The sequence below is a fragment of the Barnesiella sp. WM24 genome (genome assembly GCF_004570975.1).
GTDB lineage: Bacteria > Bacteroidota > Bacteroidia > Bacteroidales > Muribaculaceae > Muribaculum.
On the sequence record NZ_SPPC01000016.1, the window covers coordinates 44,524 to 62,633 of the forward strand.

Annotated in this window: 16 protein-coding genes; 8 read left to right on the top strand and 8 right to left on the bottom strand. The window is 50.4% G+C overall.

Annotated features, from left to right (window positions below):
• Nucleotides 1-2 precede the first annotated feature (2 nt).
• A complete protein-coding gene (locus E4T81_RS14410) occupies nt 3-914 on the top strand; it encodes a DNA-processing protein DprA (protein ID WP_135045821.1) in 912 nt (303 codons plus the stop codon).
• A 103-nt stretch (nt 915-1,017) separates the two neighbouring features.
• Here E4T81_RS14410 and E4T81_RS14415 read toward each other — a convergent pair whose 3' ends face one another.
• From E4T81_RS14415 to E4T81_RS14435, 5 genes are all read right to left on the bottom strand, one after another.
• Complete coding sequence (locus tag E4T81_RS14415) at nt 1,018-1,902, bottom strand: DMT family transporter (RefSeq protein WP_135045823.1); 885 nt, start codon at nt 1,900-1,902, stop codon at nt 1,018-1,020.
• Nucleotides 1,899-2,507 carry an L-threonylcarbamoyladenylate synthase gene (locus tag E4T81_RS14420; protein ID WP_135045825.1) on the bottom strand — a complete coding sequence of 203 codons (609 nt, stop codon included), beginning with the start codon at nt 2,505-2,507 and terminating at the stop codon, nt 1,899-1,901. Before E4T81_RS14420 ends, E4T81_RS14415 begins: the two co-directional genes overlap by 4 nt.
• A 2-nt stretch (nt 2,508-2,509) precedes the next feature.
• On the bottom strand, nt 2,510-3,442 hold the full coding sequence (gene rsgA / locus E4T81_RS14425) for a ribosome small subunit-dependent GTPase A (protein WP_135045827.1): 933 nt from the start codon (nt 3,440-3,442) through the stop codon (nt 2,510-2,512).
• Between the two features lie 10 nt (nt 3,443-3,452).
• Nucleotides 3,453-3,866 (bottom strand): secondary thiamine-phosphate synthase enzyme YjbQ, encoded by a 414-nt coding sequence (locus E4T81_RS14430; RefSeq protein WP_135045829.1) that lies wholly within the window; start codon nt 3,864-3,866, stop codon nt 3,453-3,455.
• Nucleotides 3,867-3,941: 75 nt separating this feature from the next.
• Nucleotides 3,942-5,102, bottom strand: coding sequence for a hypothetical protein (locus tag E4T81_RS14435; protein WP_135045831.1), 1,161 nt, complete (start codon nt 5,100-5,102; stop codon nt 3,942-3,944).
• Between the two features lie 87 nt (nt 5,103-5,189).
• Here E4T81_RS14435 and priA point away from each other — a divergent pair, with 87 nt between their 5' ends.
• The gene (gene priA, locus E4T81_RS14440; RefSeq protein ID WP_135045833.1) at nt 5,190-7,670 is read left to right on the top strand and encodes a primosomal protein N'; all 2,481 of its coding nucleotides are present in this window, start codon (nt 5,190-5,192) and stop codon (nt 7,668-7,670) included.
• 6 nt (nt 7,671-7,676) lie between these two features.
• Here the strand turns inward: priA and E4T81_RS14445 are convergent, their stop codons facing one another.
• Together E4T81_RS14445 and E4T81_RS14450 are read right to left on the bottom strand one after the other, a co-directional pair.
• Nucleotides 7,677-8,294: a nitroreductase family protein gene (locus E4T81_RS14445; RefSeq protein ID WP_245207097.1), complete on the bottom strand. Its 618-nt coding sequence runs from the start codon at nt 8,292-8,294 to the stop codon at nt 7,677-7,679.
• A gap of 52 nt (nt 8,295-8,346) precedes the next feature.
• Entirely contained in the window at nt 8,347-10,104 is a 1,758-nt protein-coding gene (locus tag E4T81_RS14450; protein ID WP_167761970.1) for a M6 family metalloprotease domain-containing protein, read from the bottom strand.
• A gap of 135 nt (nt 10,105-10,239) precedes the next feature.
• On the opposite strand from E4T81_RS14450, the gene E4T81_RS14455 reads away from it, so the two are divergent.
• Nucleotides 10,240-10,761, top strand: coding sequence for an ATP-binding protein (locus tag E4T81_RS14455; protein ID WP_167761972.1), 522 nt, complete (start codon nt 10,240-10,242; stop codon nt 10,759-10,761).
• A gap of 52 nt (nt 10,762-10,813) precedes the next feature.
• A complete protein-coding gene (gene galE / locus E4T81_RS14460; RefSeq protein WP_135045841.1) occupies nt 10,814-11,851 on the top strand; it encodes a UDP-glucose 4-epimerase GalE in 1,038 nt (345 codons plus the stop codon).
• A gap of 80 nt (nt 11,852-11,931) precedes the next feature.
• On the opposite strand, the gene tyrS is transcribed toward galE, so the two are convergent.
• Complete coding sequence (tyrS, locus tag E4T81_RS14465; RefSeq protein WP_135045843.1) at nt 11,932-13,224, bottom strand: tyrosine--tRNA ligase; 1,293 nt, start codon at nt 13,222-13,224, stop codon at nt 11,932-11,934.
• 123 nt (nt 13,225-13,347) lie between these two features.
• Here tyrS and E4T81_RS14470 point away from each other — a divergent pair, with 123 nt between their 5' ends.
• The 4 genes from E4T81_RS14470 (at nt 13,348) to E4T81_RS14485 (ending at nt 18,028) form a co-directional block, all read left to right on the top strand.
• A complete protein-coding gene (locus E4T81_RS14470; protein WP_135045845.1) occupies nt 13,348-14,775 on the top strand; it encodes an ATP-binding cassette domain-containing protein in 1,428 nt (475 codons plus the stop codon).
• A gap of 83 nt (nt 14,776-14,858) precedes the next feature.
• Nucleotides 14,859-15,851 carry a M28 family peptidase gene (locus tag E4T81_RS14475; RefSeq protein WP_135045847.1) on the top strand — a complete coding sequence of 331 codons (993 nt, stop codon included), beginning with the start codon at nt 14,859-14,861 and terminating at the stop codon, nt 15,849-15,851.
• Between the two features lie 8 nt (nt 15,852-15,859).
• Nucleotides 15,860-16,294 (top strand): SufE family protein, encoded by a 435-nt coding sequence (locus tag E4T81_RS14480; protein ID WP_135045849.1) that lies wholly within the window; start codon nt 15,860-15,862, stop codon nt 16,292-16,294.
• Nucleotides 16,295-16,336: 42 nt separating this feature from the next.
• On the top strand, nt 16,337-18,028 hold the full coding sequence (locus tag E4T81_RS14485) for a peptide MFS transporter (RefSeq protein ID WP_135045851.1): 1,692 nt from the start codon (nt 16,337-16,339) through the stop codon (nt 18,026-18,028).
• Nucleotides 18,029-18,110: the final 82 nt, after the last annotated feature.

Sequence of the window (18,110 nt, forward strand, 5' to 3'; positions counted from 1 at the left end):
ATATGCTGGCAACGACTGAGATAGAACATATAAATACTATATACAGCCTTTTGAAAGTAAAGGGTGTTGGTCCGGTGTTGACTAATAAGATTTTGTTTTCAGTCAGCTCAAATTTTGATGTTGGAGGACTTCGGAATAAAATCAATTCCGTTTTGGATAGTTCGCAAAGAGAATGTTTTAATCGAGTCATGAGTGTTGCAGAGGAATTAACTTCGCAATATGCTGTCGGTTTCATGTCGATTCTTGATGATGTCTATCCGGCGGCGTTAAAGCGTTTTCTTTCAGTAAATACACCTCCGGTATTGTCTTATATTGGAAACCTGGAGCTATTGTATAAGCGAAGAATTGCATTCAGCGGCTCAAGAAAGGTGTCGCAGAAAGGAGTCGGGATAACCCGAGACTGCGTGAATCAACTCTCCGGTGATGATGTGTGTATCGTTTCTGGTTATGCTGCTGGAGTAGACTTAGCGGCTCATGAGATGGCAATTACATCGGGCGCATCTACAATAATTGTCATGCCTGAGGGTATAAATAACTTCAGGATAAAGAAAGAGCTTAGGACTGTTTGGGATTGGAATAAGGTTCTCGTTATAAGTGAGTTTATGCCATCGGATAAATGGACATCTTCCAGGGCGATGGCTCGTAATAACACGATTTTGGGATTAAGTGATATGGTCTTTGTTATAGAGGCGGGGACTACAGGCGGCAGTCTTGATGCCGGAGTAAAGGCTTTATCGGGAGGGAAACCGTTGTTTGTCCCGCAATATGGGGTGGTTCCGGAATCGGCGGCAGGAAACGACATATTAATAGCGCGTGGAGCTTTCCCTATAAGGATGAAAAAAGATACGTCACGAGCAAATCTGGATAAGGTATTTGAATTATTGCGAGAGCCTGTTAAAGACACTCTGTTTTAGCTATTTTTCATAGACTCAGGTCTTTTGTTGCTTATTGTATTGTCGCATAATATTGATAAATCAGGCTTTTGAGATTTCGAGGGTGAGGTGTCGGTTGCGCGGGTCATCGCTCGGCGAGGTAGACGCCGCCGATGATGCAGGCGGTGCCGGCCGCGGTGAGCATGGTGAATGGCTCGCCGAGTATTATTACGGAGGCGATTATGGTTACGAGCGGCACGACGTATATATAGTTGGCAGCATATTCGGCTCCGAGCGATTTAACGGCGCTGTTCCACATCAGGTAGCATAACATGGACGCAAACAATCCAAGAAAGAGCAAGTTGGCTGAGACGACGGGTCTGAGCAGCAGATGCAGGTCGAGCTGCTTTCCCGACAGAATCATGTACAGCGCAGCCGATACAAGACCGTAAAAGAACACTTTTCGGGTTATAAACAGTGTTGAATAGCGTTTTCCGGTGATTTTCAGTATGATGCAGTATATCGCCCACAATATTGCCGCAATAAACGTAAGGAAGTCGCCAAGCGGGTTTATGCCCATGTTGACACTTCCGTTAAACACGACCATAGCCACTCCGGCAAGGGCTGTCAGGGAGCCGATGAGCATCCCCTTTCTCAGCGGTGTCTTGAAGAACAGGCGCGACAGCATCATCGTGAAGAGTGGCGCCGTGCATATGATAAGCGACACATTGGAGGCATAGGTTATGCCGAGCGCACTGTTTTCAGCGATAAAATACAGAGAGCCTCCGGAAAGACCGGCTGCCGCCATCATCAGCTCGTCGCGGATATTGTCGGCAAAGAGCCTGTTGCGTGACAGTAGGAGTATGCAGGCATAGGCAAGCAAAAAGCGGTAGAAAAATATATTTACAGGACCAAGTCCTTCCGCGATAAGCATCTTGGTCGATACAAAAGTGAATCCCCAGATGCTTACCGAGGCGGCTGCAAGAATGTGGGGAAGCAGCCTGCTCCCCGGTTTAGAAATTGTTATCATAAGTTTATTATGCCTGCTCCCTGTCGCAGTATGCGCAGTTCGGAGCTGTCGGTTATGTCCACTACGGTCGATGGGATTTCGTTGCCTTCTCCGCCGTCGATAACCATGTCGACAACTTCCTCATACTGGATTGCGAGCGACTGAGGATAAATGACGCTCCCTTCGCCGTCATCCTCGACTGAGGTGGTAAGCAGCGGGTTGCCGAGCATCTCGGCAAGTGCGAGCGGAATGGGGTTGTCGGGTATTCTCACACCTACGGTCTTCCTCCCTTTGAATACTTTCGGAAGCCTGGTCGAGGCCGGAAGCAGAAAGGTGAACTGCCCAGGCAGATGCTCTTTAAGCATCTTGAACGCGCGGTTGTCGATACGGGTGTATTCAGCCGCCTGCGATATGTCGTGACATATTATCGACAGCTCTGTCTTCATAGGGTTTATGCCTTTTATCTTGCATATGCGCTCGATGGCGTTGTTGTTGAGTGCGTCGCATCCTATCGCATACAGTGTGTCGGTAGGGTAGATTATAATCCCGCCGGAGCGTATGGTTTCTAAGGCAAGCTCAAGATACTTTTCGTTGAGACTTGTCGGATACATTGTCAGTATTGTCATAGTCAATAAGGTTTACGGTATTTGTCCTGGTTCAGGTCATCGAGTATGCTCAGATAGGAATTGTAGCGTGACTGCGCGATGCGGTGGTCGTCAAGCGCCTTCAGCACCGCGCATCCGGGTTCATGGGTGTGGGTGCAGTTGTTGTACCGGCAGTCATGGGATATCTCAAATATGTCGGGGAAGAAATGTGCGATTTCGCCTCGTTCAAAGTCGATTGTCCCGAAGCCTTTTATTCCCGGGGTGTCGATAATCCATCCTCCTCCCGGCACAGGGAACATCTCGGAAAATGTCGTGGTGTGCATGCCGGTGTCGTGGATGTCGGATATGGCGGCAGTGCGCAGTTCCAGTCCCGGAAGCAGGTCGTTGATTATTGTGGATTTCCCTACTCCGGAATTGCCCGAGAATAGTGAGATTTTGCCGGCGATGCGTTCGCGCAGTCTGTCAATCCCTTCTCCTGTAAGTCCGGAAATGTGCATCACGTCATATCCTATTGACCTGTAGAGGTAAGTCACGGCGTCAAGATATTGCTTGTCTTCCTCTTCAAGGAGCAGGTCAATTTTGTTTATAAGCAGCGTCGTCTTTACCCTGTAGGCCTCGGCGGTCGCAAGAAACCTGTCAATGAAAGTGGTCGATGTCACCGGATGGGCAAGCGTCACTACCAGAAACGCCTCGTCCAAGTTAGCGGCTATAATGTGGGACTCTTTTGACAGGTTGATAGCCTTCCTTATGATATAATTGTCGCGCGGCTCTATAGCTGTGATGAAGGCATTGCCGTCGGGGTTGACGGTAATGTCGACGCGGTCACCTACGGCAACGGGATTGGTGGTGCGTATGCCTTTTATCCTGAAGTTGCCTTTGACCTTGCAGTTGATGTCGCCCTCTTCGGTGTGTACGACATACCAGCTTCCTGTATTTTTTATTACGAGTCCTTTCATTGTTTTATAGTCAGTCTCCTATGATTGTTATTACCACGTCGCGCGAGCCGCCGTGGTCTCTGAATTCACATAGAAATATTCCCTGCCACGTTCCGAGATTCAGGTAGCCGTCGGTGACGGGGATGGTAAGTGTCGACCCGAGCATCACTGATTTTGCATGCGCCGGCATGTCGTCGGAGCCTTCGGCTGTGTGCATGTAATATGGCGCGCCTTCCGGTGCGACACGGTTAAGAATCTCTGTCAGGTCCCTGCGCACATCCGGGTCGGCATTTTCAGTAAGAGTGAGTGCCGCCGATGTATGCTTTAAAAAGATATTCATTATACCTTTTTGCGGGAGAGGAGGCAGTAGCCTTACGATTTCACTTGTTATCAGGTGCAATCCCTTCTGACGTGGTGCAAGTCTTATCTCTTTTTGCAGTATCATGGCTTGAATATTGGATTATAACACAAAGATAATTCAATATTGTCAAAAAAGCAATATTCCTTATTGAGCCGCCGTTCAGTCAATGAGCTGGTAGGTTGTGCCTATGGCAAGTGTAATGACCGATGCGAGCCCGCCGAGAAATTCAAGTGCGTCGCGGGTGCCTGACGCCCAGCGCAGGTGGGGGTACTCCTTCATGGCGAGCGCGGTGATTGAGGGAAGCAGCCAGAGCTGGCTGATGTAGCGCGGACGCCATGACTGTTCAAATATGAAGCAGCTTGCTATTGCAATCACAATCGTCACCCATATCACGCCAGGGAGGATGTTGCAGTATTTTATAAGTGCGATGACGCTGATTACTATGATAAGAGGCATCAGCGGTCCGAAACCGTGGCTCCAGCTTCCCTTGAACGGGGAGCCGAGGTCGATCAACGAGATTAACAACGTGGAAAACCGGTTGTGTTCCAGTGATATGCCTGACCGCTCTGTACCCGGATATGTTATGGCGCCTTGTCCCGGCAGGATGTATCCTTCCGCGATAAAGTCGCGTATGGCGGGGTTGTAGCCGTAAATGCTGAATGCAAATACGAGTGCGAGAGTGCCGGCGAGCAGCAGTTTCCAGGCAAATGCCTTGCGGTGGTTTGCCGCACACCATAAGATTGCTCCGAGCAGAGCGGTGCCTTCAAGTATTATGATGTCGTTGCCTGTGCTGAACGCCACGATTACGGTGCCAGTGAGCAGCACCCAGTCGCGCAGCCTGCCGTGATACCATAGCTGATATATCAGAGCCAGAGAAATGAGCATGCAATAATAGAATGTCATGTCGGCGCCCTGGCGGTAGACAGTGGCGAGTGCGGCGGGATTGCAGATAAACAGTATCACAAGCGCTCGCCGGCTCCCTCTTGAAATCTCGCGTCCTATGCCCCCGAATATGTCAAAAAGGATGAATGCCGATGAAATCATCAGTAACACTCCGAGCAGATTGGTGGCTGGGATGGCAAGTTTCCAGGCGACTGCAACGGCAAGCATGAGGACTGCCACGGCAAATCCTTTCAGCGCCGTAAGATAGTAATCGCTCCATATTGCGGTCAATATAATGGCGGCAAGCGCCGAGGTTGACAGCAGCCACGGGAAGTGAATGTAGAACAGGGAGAGTATACTGCGTGAAATGCTTACAAAAATGACTGTGAGCAGTATGATTGTGCCTGTGGCTTGTGATATGTTATGTATTTTATTCATTTTTATACCGGGCTTAGGCGTTGCGATGAATATTATGCAAAATTTTTAGTAACTTTACTTTGTTAAAGTTTATATCAGACCAACAATATGCCCCCCGAAACAGTTCATTTCGCAGAAGTTATACTGCCTCTTCCACTTTACGGCACTTTTACTTACCGGATTCCGCCGTCGCTTTCAGGTGCTGTCGCGCCGGGATGTCGTGTCGTAGTGCCCTTTGGCAGAAAGAAGTTTTATACGGCGATTGTAGTCGCGGTAGGGACATCTTCACCTCAGGGATTTGAGGTGAAGGACATCGTGTCGGCTCCTGATGACGAGCCGGTGTTGCGCTATCCGCAGATGAAGTTCTGGGAATGGATTGCGGAGTATTACCTGTGTTCAGCCGGCGACGTCTATAAGGCGGCGGTGCCGGCAGGGCTGAAGATCGAGAGCGAGACATTTGTCGAACTGAATCCCGACTACGAGGAGTCGGCTGACGACCGTCTTGGAGAGCGTGAGGCTATTATAGCCCAGTCTCTTGACCATAACGGGAAGATGACCGCAGCCGACATCGAGAAAAAGACGGGGCTTCAGCGGGTGGAGACCATCATTATGAGAATGGTGGAAAAGGGGGTGATAATAATCTCTGAAAAGCTTGTCGAGCGTTATAGGTCAAAGAAGGAGACATGTGTAAGGCTGACGGCGGGACGCGATGACAATGACGCCATGCACAGGGCTTTTGATGCGGTGAAGAGTGCCCCGAAACAGGAGAAGATGCTTGTCACGCTGGTTGATATGCTTAACAAGTGTCGCAATAACGGACAGGATGAAGAGGTGACCCGGCAGGCTCTTCTTGAGTCGACGGGATTGTCGCCCGCGATATTGTCGGCTCTTGTGACAAAGGACATTGTCTCCACTCATGTCAGGGAGATAAACAGGTTTCGTTACATCGGTGTCGCCACTGGAGAGCCGCCTGTGTTGAGCGAGGCGCAGAATGTAGCGTTGCGTGACATTCACAAGACATTTTTAGAGAAGGATGTAGTGTTGCTTCACGGGGTCACATCGAGCGGAAAGACAGAGATATATATTCATCTCATAGATTTTGTGTTGAAGAAGGGTGAGCAAGTATTGTATCTCGTGCCTGAAATCGCTCTCACGACCCAGCTGACACGGCGGTTGCAGAAAGTGTTTGGCGATAAGGTGGTGATATATCACTCTAAATTTTCCGACAACGAGCGTGTCGATATATGGAAGCGGGTGCTTCATGACCCCTCGCCATGTGTGATTATCGGTGCGCGCTCATCGCTGTTTTTGCCATTTTCAAAACTCGGTCTTGTGATTGTCGATGAGGAGCACGAGGCGAGCTACAAGCAGTTTGACCCGGCGCCGCGCTATAATGCCCGTGATTGTGCGATTGTGCTTGCATCGATGCACGGGGCACGCACATTGCTTGGGAGTGCCACCCCCTCGGTAGAGACTTATTACAAGGCACTCAACGGGCGTTACGGGCTTGTGTCGCTTACGGAGCGTTTCGAGGGGGTCGAACTCCCGTCGATAAGGGTCGTCGACATGGCGGAAGCACGCAAACGTGACGGGGCGAGCGGACCGTTTTCCCATGAACTTGTCAGGCTTTCGAGGGAGGCGTTGAAACGAGGGGAGCAGGCCATCTTTTTTCATAACAGGAGAGGATATGCCCCTGTCGTGTTATGCCGTCTGTGCGGTTATGTGCCGAAATGTCAGAACTGTGACGTGTCGCTGACCTATCACCGGCGTGCCGGGGAGATGGTGTGTCACTATTGTGGCGCTACCTATAAATTGCCCACGATATGCCCGTCGTGTAAAGAGCCGTCAATAGAGGTGCACGGGTACGGGACGGAGCGTATAGAAGACACCGTGGAGAGTGTATTCCCGCAGGTGAAGATTTCGCGTATGGACCTCGACACGACGAGAAACAAGGATGGATATGAAAATATCATCAATGAGTTCTCCTCCGGAAAGACCGACATACTTGTAGGCACGCAGATGGTCACCAAGGGGCTTGATTTCGACAGGGTGAGCATAGTCGGTGTGCTTAATGCCGACACTCTTATCAATTTTCCCGACTTCAGGGCGTCGGAACGCGCCTTCAATATGCTTGAACAGGTTGCGGGCAGAGCCGGGCGGCGTGAAAAGCGCGGAATTGTGGTAGTGCAGACAACGCAGCCGTCACATCCCGTGATTTCTTTTCTTCAAAGCCATGACTATACCGGTTTTTATCATCATGAACTCGATGAACGCCGGCGGTTCAGCTATCCTCCGTTTACACGCGTCATAAATATCTATCTCAAACACCGCGATGAGTATCGCCTTATTGACGCTTCGGCGCGTTATGCCGACACTTTGCGCACGCTTTTCGGCAACCGGGTCTTTGGCCCCGACGAGCCGCATGTGGCTCGCGTGCAGTCGCTTTACATACGCAAAATCATGCTGAAAGTGGAAACGCAGGCATCCATGCGTAAAGTCAAGGATATCCTGCGTTCGGTCTATGAGTCGTTTATGGCTGACGCCGCCTTGCGTTCGATGCAAGTGTATTACGACGTCGACCCTATGTGATGATTTTTACCAGCGGTTGTAGTGGATTGCTCCGGGATTCCACTTGTCTTTTGGCGTTTGCTCGCCTTCCGGATATCCTACCGGGACAACACATAGTGGAATTATGGCAGACGGCAATCCAAGACGATTTTTTACTGCCTCTACACGCTCGCTGTCGGGATATACTCCGGTCCATACTGCGCCAAGTCCGAGTGCATGGGCGGCAATGAGTAGATTTTCTGTAGCCGCTGACGCATCCTGAATCCAGAAATCCCTTGCTGTGCCTTCAAGCGCTTTGTCCATGTCGCCACACACCACGATGGCGAGCGGTGCGTGGTTGAGCATCTTGGCATACGGGAGCACTTCGGCAAGCGAGTCAAGGGCTTCGCGGTTATCAAGCACCACAAATGCCCATGGCTGTTTGTTGACGGCTGTCGGTGCCGACATCGCCGCACGCAGAAGTGTCTCTACCGTGTCGGGTGACACAGCGCGGTCAGGGTCATAAGAGCGTACACTGGTTCTTGTGAATATCGCTTCCAGCGCGGCGGCAGAGCTGTCGGCAGCCGGAGTGTCCTGTTTTGATTGACTGTTGTTACATCCTGTAAGCATCATGATTAATAGAGTGGCAAATAAAAGATTTTTCATTGATGAGATATTAATAAAAATGATTGAAACGTCACATGGTTCGGGCCTACGGCTATTTTATCGCTAACTTATGGCTTTTCCCGTCGATATTTATTATGTATAGACCTTCGGATGGCAGTTGCATCGACTCCGCTGTAGTGATGCCGCTGTAGATTTCGATGCCGGAGATTGTCGCTACCTGCAAGGCGACAGCTTTATCGGAGCTGACACGAAGAATCCTGCCGTCGACACTCACTGTCGCGCCGGTGTCGCTGACTGATGACAGTGACACGGTATTGTTGCCGGTATGGGCGACGTCAAAGTGTATCATTCCGTCTTCGGTTTCGGTGATTCCCGTTATCGAGATGTTGAGGTCGGCTCCTGACCAGGGACGCAATGCCGGAGAGGTGTCGCCGGTGAATGAGGTGACTCCTGCCGTGCCGGGAAACGCGTCGCCTGCACGTGTAAGCTCGCTCTTTATGTCGTCAGCCTCCTCAAGGTCGACATATTGGTGGCGTGAAGAGTTGTTGACCGTGTTATTGTCCCATACACGTTCATTGTAGTCTATGTGCCATATTAACATTCCATGTCCGGGGATGTAGCTGTCCCAGCCTGTTTTCTGCCTGTTTTCAAGCAGGAAAAACTCGTTTTCGAGCTGAGTGGGGATTATTGCGCCGTCGTTTTCCGATATAGGCGACAGGGTGACTTGGCTTGTCGAGCCTGTGATTTCCTGAGGGTTTATCCAGTCGAGCGCATAGCGTTCAAATATGGAATATCCTGCCGGGGTCTTCTCCCCGTTATTGTAGGAGCCGCTGTCAAGCAGTGACCATGAGCCGGGCGTGAACGCAGAGGAATATGACGTGGCATATAAGTCAGGCAGTCCCAGCACATGGGAAAATTCGTGGCAGAAAGTCCCGATGCCACACGTGTGATTGTCGACACGCTCGTTGGTACAGGCATATGAGTCGAGCAGCACTCCGTCAAAACGATGTTCAGTATCAGGCTCCCAGTCGGTGATGCGTGCCGAGTGAGGCCAGATGGTGTTTGCTCCTCCCGAAGTCGCTTCACCACGCCCGGCGTAAAATACAAATACATTGTCGATAACTCCGTCGCCGTCGCGGTCATACTCTGTGAAATCTACAGTGTCGTCAAGCAGCTCGCATGCCTCAATCACCATTTCATGAGGGGCGGTGTCGTTTCCCCACCTGTCATTTCCGCCATAATATTTCATCGGGCGAGACAGAACGACCGGTCCGTAGACATCGAAGTCGGGGAGGAATATGCCTGATGAATTCTGTATGAAATAGTCGCGTGCGCTTCCCGTCGCACCGTCCAGATTACACCCCTCATCATTGAGAAGTGACGTGAAATAGCTCCCGGCATCGGGGGTGAAAAATTCGCAGTCGGAAAATTCAGCAAGTATGACGAGCGCCTTCTGCTCGCCCTTTGCAGGAAAGGACGCACCTGGAAACAGCCCGTAGCGCCTTGGCATCGCCTCGATTGTCGCTTCGGTGTCCACTTTGTAAAGAAACTCCCTTGCCGCCGTGCTTCGGAGCGACGGCGCTGTCGCAGTCATTGCCGAGCGCAGCAGCTTTCCGTCGGGCGCGGCTTTCACATAATAATATGTGTCATTATCGTTGACAAGCGGGTAGCCGTCGTCAGTGATATAATAGTGGAAATGTTCGTCGCCTATGAGCCTTACATTAAGGGTTGTGCCATCGGGCTGTGTCACTGTCATGACTCCGGGACGGGCTTTGACGGCATGGACACTTTCGCTTGTGGCTGCAAGAAATGCTACAATCAGGCATATGTTGATGACTATTCTTTTCATTATGAAATGTTTTTGTCTTGCAAAGATACAAAAATATAACATATGCAGGTAGACTTGCTCTGTTCAAGAGTCGTCAGGATGTAATTTGACAAATATTAAATGATGAGTGGCGAAAAAAATTGTAACTTTGGCTTTATGAAATATTTATTGGAAAAAATCGGAGATGCCGGAGTGGTGATGGTGTGTGGGGTGTCAGGCTCCGGAAAGACTACGCTGGCTCGCAGGCTGGAGCGCTGTGGCTACAGAATGTTGTCGATTGACCGGATGATGTGGGATAAGCACGGGCTTTCAGGTGTCGATTATCCTGAGGAGCTGTATCCTCTCTATCTCGAAGAGGCGGAAACCGAACTTCAGAAGCGACTTGACGGGATAATCGCCACAGGAGGCAAGGCGGTGGTCGACTTTACTTTCTGTAAACGCTCGAAGCGTGACGTTTACCGTGATTTTGCCGCTTCGCGCGGTGCGGGGGTGGCTTTGGTCTATTGCGACACGCCTCTTGCCGAGATAAAGGAGCGGCTTCATCGCCGCAACCTGACTCCAGGTCCTGACTCGGCGATTGTTACCGACGAGATGGCCGAACGATTTTTTAACGGATTTCAGGCTCCCGGTCAGGATGAGAGTTTCATCAGGTTTTGTGGAGATAAGGAAAACAATTAAATTTGCGTGAATCAAACTTGGAATACTAACCCGATATAACATAATAACCAAAATGAAAAAGGAGATGATTTTAGTGACAGGCGGCACAGGATACATCGGTTCCCATACTGTGGTCGAACTTCAGAATGCAGGATACCAGGTGGTGATTGTCGACAACCTGTCAAACAGTAACGTGGATGTGCTTGACGGAATCGAGCGCATTACCGGGACGCGTCCTGAATTTGTAGAAGCCGACTGCACCGATATAGTTGCGATGAGAGGTCTGTTTGATAAATATCCTGATATAAAGGGTATAATCAACTTCGCGGCAAGCAAGGCTGTCGGCGAGTCAATGCAGAAGCCGCTGCTTTATTACCGGAATAATCTTAACACACTGATGAATCTGCTTGAACTCATGGGCGAGCGCGGAGTGAAGGGCATTGTATTTTCCTCTTCCTGCACGGTGTACGGCGAGCCTGACTGCAATCCGGTCACTGAAGAGGCGCCCATTAAGAAGGCTACCTCGCCTTACGGAAACACAAAGCAGATTTCAGAGGAAATCATTACCGACGTAATTAATGCCGGCGCTCCGTTCAAGAGTGTGATATTGCGCTATTTCAATCCTGTGGGCGCGCATCCGTCAGCCGAGATAGGCGAGCTGCCCAACGGTGTTCCTCAGAACCTGATCCCTTATCTTACCCAGACAGCCATCGGGGTGAGAAAGGAACTTAGCGTGTTTGGCAACGATTATAATACGCGTGACGGGTATTGTATACGCGATTTTATTGACGTGGTTGATCTTGCAAGGGCTCATGTCATCGCTGTAGAGCGCATGCTGGAGGACAAGAGCGACGAGAAGATAGAGATATTCAATCTCGGCACCGGCAACGGATTGTCGGTCATGGAGCTGATAGAGGCATTTGAACGTGCCACAGGCGTCAAGGTTCCGTATAAGATTGCTCCGCGACGTGCAGGTGACATCGAGCAGGTATGGGCTGACCCGAAATATGCCAATGAAGTGCTCGGCTGGACTGCGTCAACTCCGATTGACGATACCATGCGCTCGGCATGGGCATGGCAGCTAAAGCTTCGCGAACGCGGCATAATGTAACCGGTTCTGAAAAATACAAGCGCGGGAGCCATCTTTGCAAAGAGGCTCCCGCGTATTGTTTTAATGTATGTGGAAGAATACTACTTCACGATGAGGAGATAGTAATTTTTCTTACCTTTCTGGATAAGGATATATTTGTCATTCAGAAGCATCTCCTGAGTGGCGGGGAGATTTATGTCGGTGACTTTCTCCTTGTTGACCGATAGCCCGTTGCCCTGGGCGAGTTTGCGGAGCTCGCCTTTGCTTGGGAACACCTTGGCCTTGTCGGTGAGAAGCACTGCAAGGTTTACCGATCCGTCAAGGTCGGCGCGGTCGATTTCAAACTTGTCGACACCTTCAAATATGTCAAGCAGTGTCTGCTCGTCGATATTGCGCAGGAGCTCGCCAGCCTTGTTGCTGAACAGAATCTGTGAAGCTTCTACGGCAGCGTTATAGTCGGCTTCGGAGTGTACCATGACGGTCACTTCCTTGGCGAGACGCTTCTGGAGCGGACGCAGCCCCGGGTCGGCTTTCTGCTCGGCGACAAGAGCGTCTACTTCCTCACGGGTAAGAGACGTGAATATCTTGATGTAACGCTCTGCATCGTCGTCTGATACATTCAGCCAGAACTGGTAGAATTTATAGGGAGATGTATAACGCGGGTCGAGCCATACGTTGCCGCTCTCGGTCTTTCCGAATTTGGTGCCGTCGGCCTTGGTTATAAGCGGGCATGTGAGTGCATATGCCTCTCCACCGTTTGTGCGGCGTATAAGTTCTGTGCCTGTCGTCATGTTGCCCCATTGGTCGGAGCCGCCCATCTGCAGTTTGCATCCTTTAGTCTCAAAGAGGTGAAGGAAATCGTAGCCCTGCAGGAGCTGGTAGGTAAATTCAGTAAATGAAAGACCGTCGCGAGCCTCGCCGTTAAGACGCTTTTTCACTGAGTCTTTTGCCATCATGTAGTTTACGGTGATGTGTTTTCCTACAGTGCGGGCGAAGTCGAGGAATGAAAATTCTTTCATCCAGTCATAGTTGTTGACCAGCTCCGCGCGGTTAGGTGCGTCAGACTCAAAATCAAGGAACTTTGACAGTTGCTTCTTGATAGCCTCCTGGTTATGGCGCAGGGTGGCCTCGTCAAGAAGATTGCGCTCCGCCGATTTTCCGGAGGGGTCGCCTATCATTCCTGTAGCACCGCCTACCAGAGCAATGGGCTTGTGGCCGCAACGCTGGAAATGGCGAAGTATCATCACGCCACACAGGTGACCGATGTGAAGAGAGTCGGCAGTCGGGTCGATGCCGAGATATGCTGTCACCTTTTCTTTCTCAAGGAGTTCATCGGTGCCGGGAATCATTGTGTGGAGCATTCCGCGCCACTTTAGTTCTTCAATAAAATTCATCGAATTATTATGTTATGGTTGTTATTTCGTATAAACGTGGTATAATCGTATAATAATGTGCAAATTTAAGCATTTATCGCGATATCGTCTATCGGTCAGGATAAAAATGTGTAATTTTGTGTCATGAATGCTATTCGGTTACAAAGCGACACGTTGCGCTATATAGGAGTGACTCTTTCCAATCCTCACCATGTGACGGTGTATCCCGGTGTCACTGTGGTGATAGGTCCAAATGGAAGCGGGAAGAGTACGTTGGGAAGGATTATTGAAAAGGGCTGGAACATTATGACCAACTCGATAAAGACCGAGGGCGACAAGCCGGAGATAAAGTTTATCGAGTTCAACGACATTCACTCTTTGAGCGGCTGTCATGTCGAGTATTACCAGCAACGCCACGAGGCGACGATGAATGACGAGGTGCCTGTGGTGGCGGAAATCATCGGTCCCGCCGTCAAGACTGACCGTTGGCGTCAGTTGTGTGGCGCGTTGCGCCTTGAAGGCATCGAGGATAAGAAAATAAATTATCTGTCAAGCGGAGAGCTTCGCAAGCTCCTTGTCGTAAACGTGATGTCACAGAACCCTGACCTTCTGATTATGGACAATCCATATATCGGTCTTGACGCGGCGTCGCGTTCATTGCTGGATGAGGCTATAGCGGATATTGCGGCGGGAGGCACATCGGTGATGCTTCTGCTTTGTAATCCCGGCGAGATTCCCGATTGTGCCGATGCGGTAATCCCTATGTCGTCGCTTACACTTGGTGAGCCGGTCGACTGTCGGGGGAAAGCCGCGGAGCTTCGCGAGTCAATGATGGGGCTGATGGATTATGTCGTGGACCTTGAGCGTGTGCCTAAGTCACCTCGTGAACGCGAGCCTCATGATGTCACTCTTGAATTGCGGGGGTGTAATGTGAGCTACGGCAGCCGGCGTATAATCGAGAATGAATCCTGGCTTGTGCGTCAGGGGGAGTGCTGGGCGCTTGCCGGTCCTAACGGATGTGGCAAGTCGGTGCTGCTCAGTCTGGTATATGCCGATAATCCTCAGGCTTATTCCAATGACATAACCCTCTTTGACCGCCGTCGAGGCTCGGGAGAGAGCATATGGGATATAAAGCGGCGAATCGGGTATGTGTCACCTGAAATGCACCTATATTTCCGCTTTGAGGGTACCGTGAGAGATGTCGTCGCCCAGGGGCTCAGAAGCACGACCGGCAATTATGGCTCGATATCGCGTGCCGCCTCGGAAGAGGCTATGTCGTGGCTGTCGCTTTTCCATCTCGAGGGGCTTGCCGACAGGCGTTATTCAACGCTTTCCACCGGCGAACAAAGGCTTGTGCTTATAGCGCGCACATTGATAAAACATCCTGACCTGCTTATACTTGACGAGCCCCTGCACGGTCTTGATGCTGCGCGGAAGCGGAGTGTGAGGGCTGTGATTAACGCGATTGTCAGCCGCGATATGCCCACATTGATATATGTCACTCATTTTCTTCCCGAGGTGCCGGAGTGTGTTACCCGCACAAAGACTCTGAAAAAGTTAAAAAATATGTAAATACGGGATATTAGCTAATGCTTTCGTTGCCGTTTTGTCACTTTTTTGTAACTTTGGCACACGTAAAAAACAGTAAACCAATTATGAAGTGCATTCATTTTGTCCTTGCGCTTATGTCGATTGCAGCTATCTCATGTAATGGCGGCAGTGCCAAGACACAAGTCATGAAAGAGCGACATACGGTTTCTCAAGCGAAATTCTGTGCCGACAGTGCTTACAATTACGTAAAGTCGCAAGTAGATTTTGGACCGAGGATACCCGGCAGTGACGGACACAAGTCATGTAAGGAGTATATCGTGAATCAGCTGGCGCGTTTTGGTGCCGACACCATTATTGAACAGAATCTGACGGCAACCAACTATCTCGGCACCGACATGCCGTTGACCAATATAATGGGGCGTTACAATCCGGAGTCGGATGACAGGATATTGCTGATTGCGCATTGGGACACACGTCCCTGGGCTGATGCCGACAAGGATGTCAACAAGCGCATGTTGCCTGTGCCCGGTGCCAATGACGGCGCGAGCGGTGTAGGCGTTTTGCTTGAGCTTGCCCGCATGTTCAATGAAAAGGCGCCCGAGGTAGGCGTTGACTTGCTTTTTGTCGACGGCGAAGATTCAGGCAACAGCAGCGGATGGGGCAGCAGCGAGGAGACCTGGTGTCTCGGCACTCAGCATTGGGTGAAGCATATGCCCTATACGCCTGAAAGCATGCCGCGCTACGGTATATTGCTCGATATGGTGGGTGGCGTGGATGCCCGGTTTTACCGCGAGTATCTGTCGCAAGGATTTGCCGAGCGCATAAATGACAAGGTGTGGAGCCATGCGTCGGCGGCGGGATTTGATAAATTTTTCCTTAATGAAGTGAGAGGCGGTATTACCGACGACCACATATTTATCAACCGTGCCGGCATACCCTGTATCGACATCATTGAGTGCAGCCATCCGGCGACAGGCTCTTTCTCCCCTGTGTGGCACACGGTGTCGGATGACATGAATCATATCGACAGGGCTACGCTCAACGCAGTGGGGCAGACGGTGGCAAACACCGTGTATAGTGAAAAATCAAGCAAATAATTAAGACTATGACTATAAACCAGCAACAGGATGAAATAGTGGAGGAGTTCAGCGACATTGACGACTGGATGGACCGCTACGCGTATATAATCGATCTTGGAAATGCATTGCCGGCAATGCCTGAGGCATATCATATCCCGCAAAATCTTATCGAGGGATGTCAGAGCCGTGCATGGTTGCAGGCTGATCTGACGCCTGAGGGCAAGATAGAGTTTTCAGCCGACAGTGACGCTATTATCGTCAAGGGAATAATAAGCCTCTTGGTAAAAGTGCTTTCAGGTCACACCCCCGACGAGATTCTTGACGCCGACCTCTATTTCATTGACAAAATAGGCCTTGCCGAACACTTGTCGCCGACACGAAGCAACGGGCTTGCCGCGCTTGTAAAGCAGATGAAGCTCTATGCCGTGGCGTTCAAGGCAAAGCTCGATTCCGGAAAATAGTGAATTAAATTGATTAATTAATAATAAAACACCAATCATCGTATGTTTAAAAATCAACCCGCAGGACTGTATGTGCTCTCGCTTGCCAACACCGGCGAGCGTTTCGGCTATTACACAATGCTCGCAATTTTCTTGCTTTTCCTGCAGGCTAAGTTTGGATTTGACTCTACAGTGTCAGGTCAGATTTATGCAGGCTTTCTTGCTCTCGTATACTTCATGCCCCTTATAGGAGGCTGGGTTGCCGACCGTTGGAGCTTCTCAAAATGTGTTGTCACCGGTATCGCCGTGATGTTTATCGGCTATCTTGTAATGGCGATTCCTACCGAGATACGCAGCACTTCATCACTTGTAATCCTTTGTGCCTCGCTCCTTCTGATAGCCATCGGCACAGGACTGTTCAAAGGCAATCTTCAGGTGATGGTGGGCGACCTTTACAATAACGCCCGTTTCAGTGGTCAGCGTGACGCCGCGTTCTCGCTGTTTTACATGGCAATCAACATCGGCTCCATGTTTGCGCCGATGGCTGCTACCGCAATGTGTAACATGGCTATGGAAGCCAAGGGGCTTACCTATGTAAGCACTTTACCTGCTATCTGTAACAGTTTCCTTGACGGTGCTGAAAACGGTGCGGAGCTTGTCGCCACTGCTACAGAGGCGGGCATGACCCCCGGCGCCGACCTTGCGGCATGGGCATCGCAGTATATCACAACCCTTACCACCGGTTACAGCTATGGTTTTGCTGTAGCTTGTGTGTCATTGATTGTGAGCTTCCTGATTTATTCGCTCGGTCGCAAGACATATGCTCATATACTTAACGACAAGAAAGCCGCTTCAGCAAAGGCTGCCGAGGCTGCGGGACCGGAGCTGACTCCTGCCCAGACCAAGCAGCGTGTGGTAGCGCTCCTGCTTGTGTTTGCCGTCGTGATATTCTTCTGGATGGTGTTCCATCAGAATGGTGCCACGCTTACTGAATTTGCAAAGACCTGCACCTCTCCGGAGGCATCAGGATGGACCCGTATCGGATTCAATGTGTGGGCGCTTCTCAGCGTTGCAGTCGGCGTTTATGCACTGTTTAACCTGTTCCAGACCAAGAATAACATTGGCAGGCTTATTTCTGTCGCTATACTTGCTCTTGTAGGCTGGGCTCTATATTATTTCTATAACACGACTCCGGAGCCGTTGACCGGTATACAGCCGCAGCAGTATCAGCAGTTCAACCCGTTCTATGTAGTGGCGTTGACTCCTGTGAGCCTTGCTCTTTTCGGATGGCTTGCAAAGAGGAAAAAGGAACCCTCCGCTCCACGCAAAATCGGTTACGGTATGCTTATGGCGGCTGTCGCATATGGCGTCATGTGTATCGGGTCGCTTGCGATTGTCGGCACTTCTGCCGCCGTGTCGCCCAACTGGCTTATCTGTACCTACCTGTTGCTGACATTTGCAGAATTGCTGCTCTCTCCGATGGGTATCTCATTTGTCAGCAAGGTGGCTCCCCCCAAGTTGAAAGGCTCTATGATGGGTGGATGGTTTGCCGCTACTGCCGTAGGTAATTATCTTGTGTCGATCCCGATGCTTCTATGGGGTAAGATTTCCACTGCCGCGCTATGGGGAATACTCATAATAATATGCCTTGTGTCGGCGGCATTTATCTTCTCTATAATGAAGAAACTTGAATCGGCGACATCTGACGCTCCTGCGCTCGATCCGGTTGACGGCATCGAGGATGACGCAATCTGATAGGATGTCCCGGCTATAGATAAATGTATATATACGGGAGCGTGTCATTACTGAAAATTGATGCGCTCCCGTAATTTTTTTA

What these genes read in the sequence shown, in the direction of transcription:
- galE (WP_135045841.1), top strand. Translation starts at nt 10,814, where the DNA reads ATGAAAAAGGAGATGATTTTAGTGACAGGCGGCACAGGATACATCGGT.
- E4T81_RS14470 (WP_135045845.1), top strand. Translation starts at nt 13,348, where the DNA reads ATGAATGCTATTCGGTTACAAAGCGACACGTTGCGCTATATAGGAGTG.
- E4T81_RS14410 (WP_135045821.1), top strand. Translation starts at nt 3, where the DNA reads ATGCTGGCAACGACTGAGATAGAACATATAAATACTATATACAGCCTT.
- E4T81_RS14435 (WP_135045831.1), bottom strand. Translation starts at nt 5,102, where the DNA reads ATGAATAAAATACATAACATATCACAAGCCACAGGCACAATCATACTG.
- priA (WP_135045833.1), top strand. Translation starts at nt 5,190, where the DNA reads ATGCCCCCCGAAACAGTTCATTTCGCAGAAGTTATACTGCCTCTTCCA.
- E4T81_RS14475 (WP_135045847.1), top strand. Translation starts at nt 14,859, where the DNA reads ATGAAGTGCATTCATTTTGTCCTTGCGCTTATGTCGATTGCAGCTATC.
- E4T81_RS14455 (WP_167761972.1), top strand. Translation starts at nt 10,240, where the DNA reads ATGAAATATTTATTGGAAAAAATCGGAGATGCCGGAGTGGTGATGGTG.
- E4T81_RS14450 (WP_167761970.1), bottom strand. Translation starts at nt 10,104, where the DNA reads ATGAAAAGAATAGTCATCAACATATGCCTGATTGTAGCATTTCTTGCA.
- tyrS (WP_135045843.1), bottom strand. Translation starts at nt 13,224, where the DNA reads ATGAATTTTATTGAAGAACTAAAGTGGCGCGGAATGCTCCACACAATG.
- E4T81_RS14445 (WP_245207097.1), bottom strand. Translation starts at nt 8,294, where the DNA reads ATGAAAAATCTTTTATTTGCCACTCTATTAATCATGATGCTTACAGGA.
- rsgA (WP_135045827.1), bottom strand. Translation starts at nt 3,442, where the DNA reads ATGAAAGGACTCGTAATAAAAAATACAGGAAGCTGGTATGTCGTACAC.
- E4T81_RS14415 (WP_135045823.1), bottom strand. Translation starts at nt 1,902, where the DNA reads ATGATAACAATTTCTAAACCGGGGAGCAGGCTGCTTCCCCACATTCTT.
- E4T81_RS14480 (WP_135045849.1), top strand. Translation starts at nt 15,860, where the DNA reads ATGACTATAAACCAGCAACAGGATGAAATAGTGGAGGAGTTCAGCGAC.
- E4T81_RS14420 (WP_135045825.1), bottom strand. Translation starts at nt 2,507, where the DNA reads ATGACAATACTGACAATGTATCCGACAAGTCTCAACGAAAAGTATCTT.
- E4T81_RS14485 (WP_135045851.1), top strand. Translation starts at nt 16,337, where the DNA reads ATGTTTAAAAATCAACCCGCAGGACTGTATGTGCTCTCGCTTGCCAAC.
- E4T81_RS14430 (WP_135045829.1), bottom strand. Translation starts at nt 3,866, where the DNA reads ATGATACTGCAAAAAGAGATAAGACTTGCACCACGTCAGAAGGGATTG.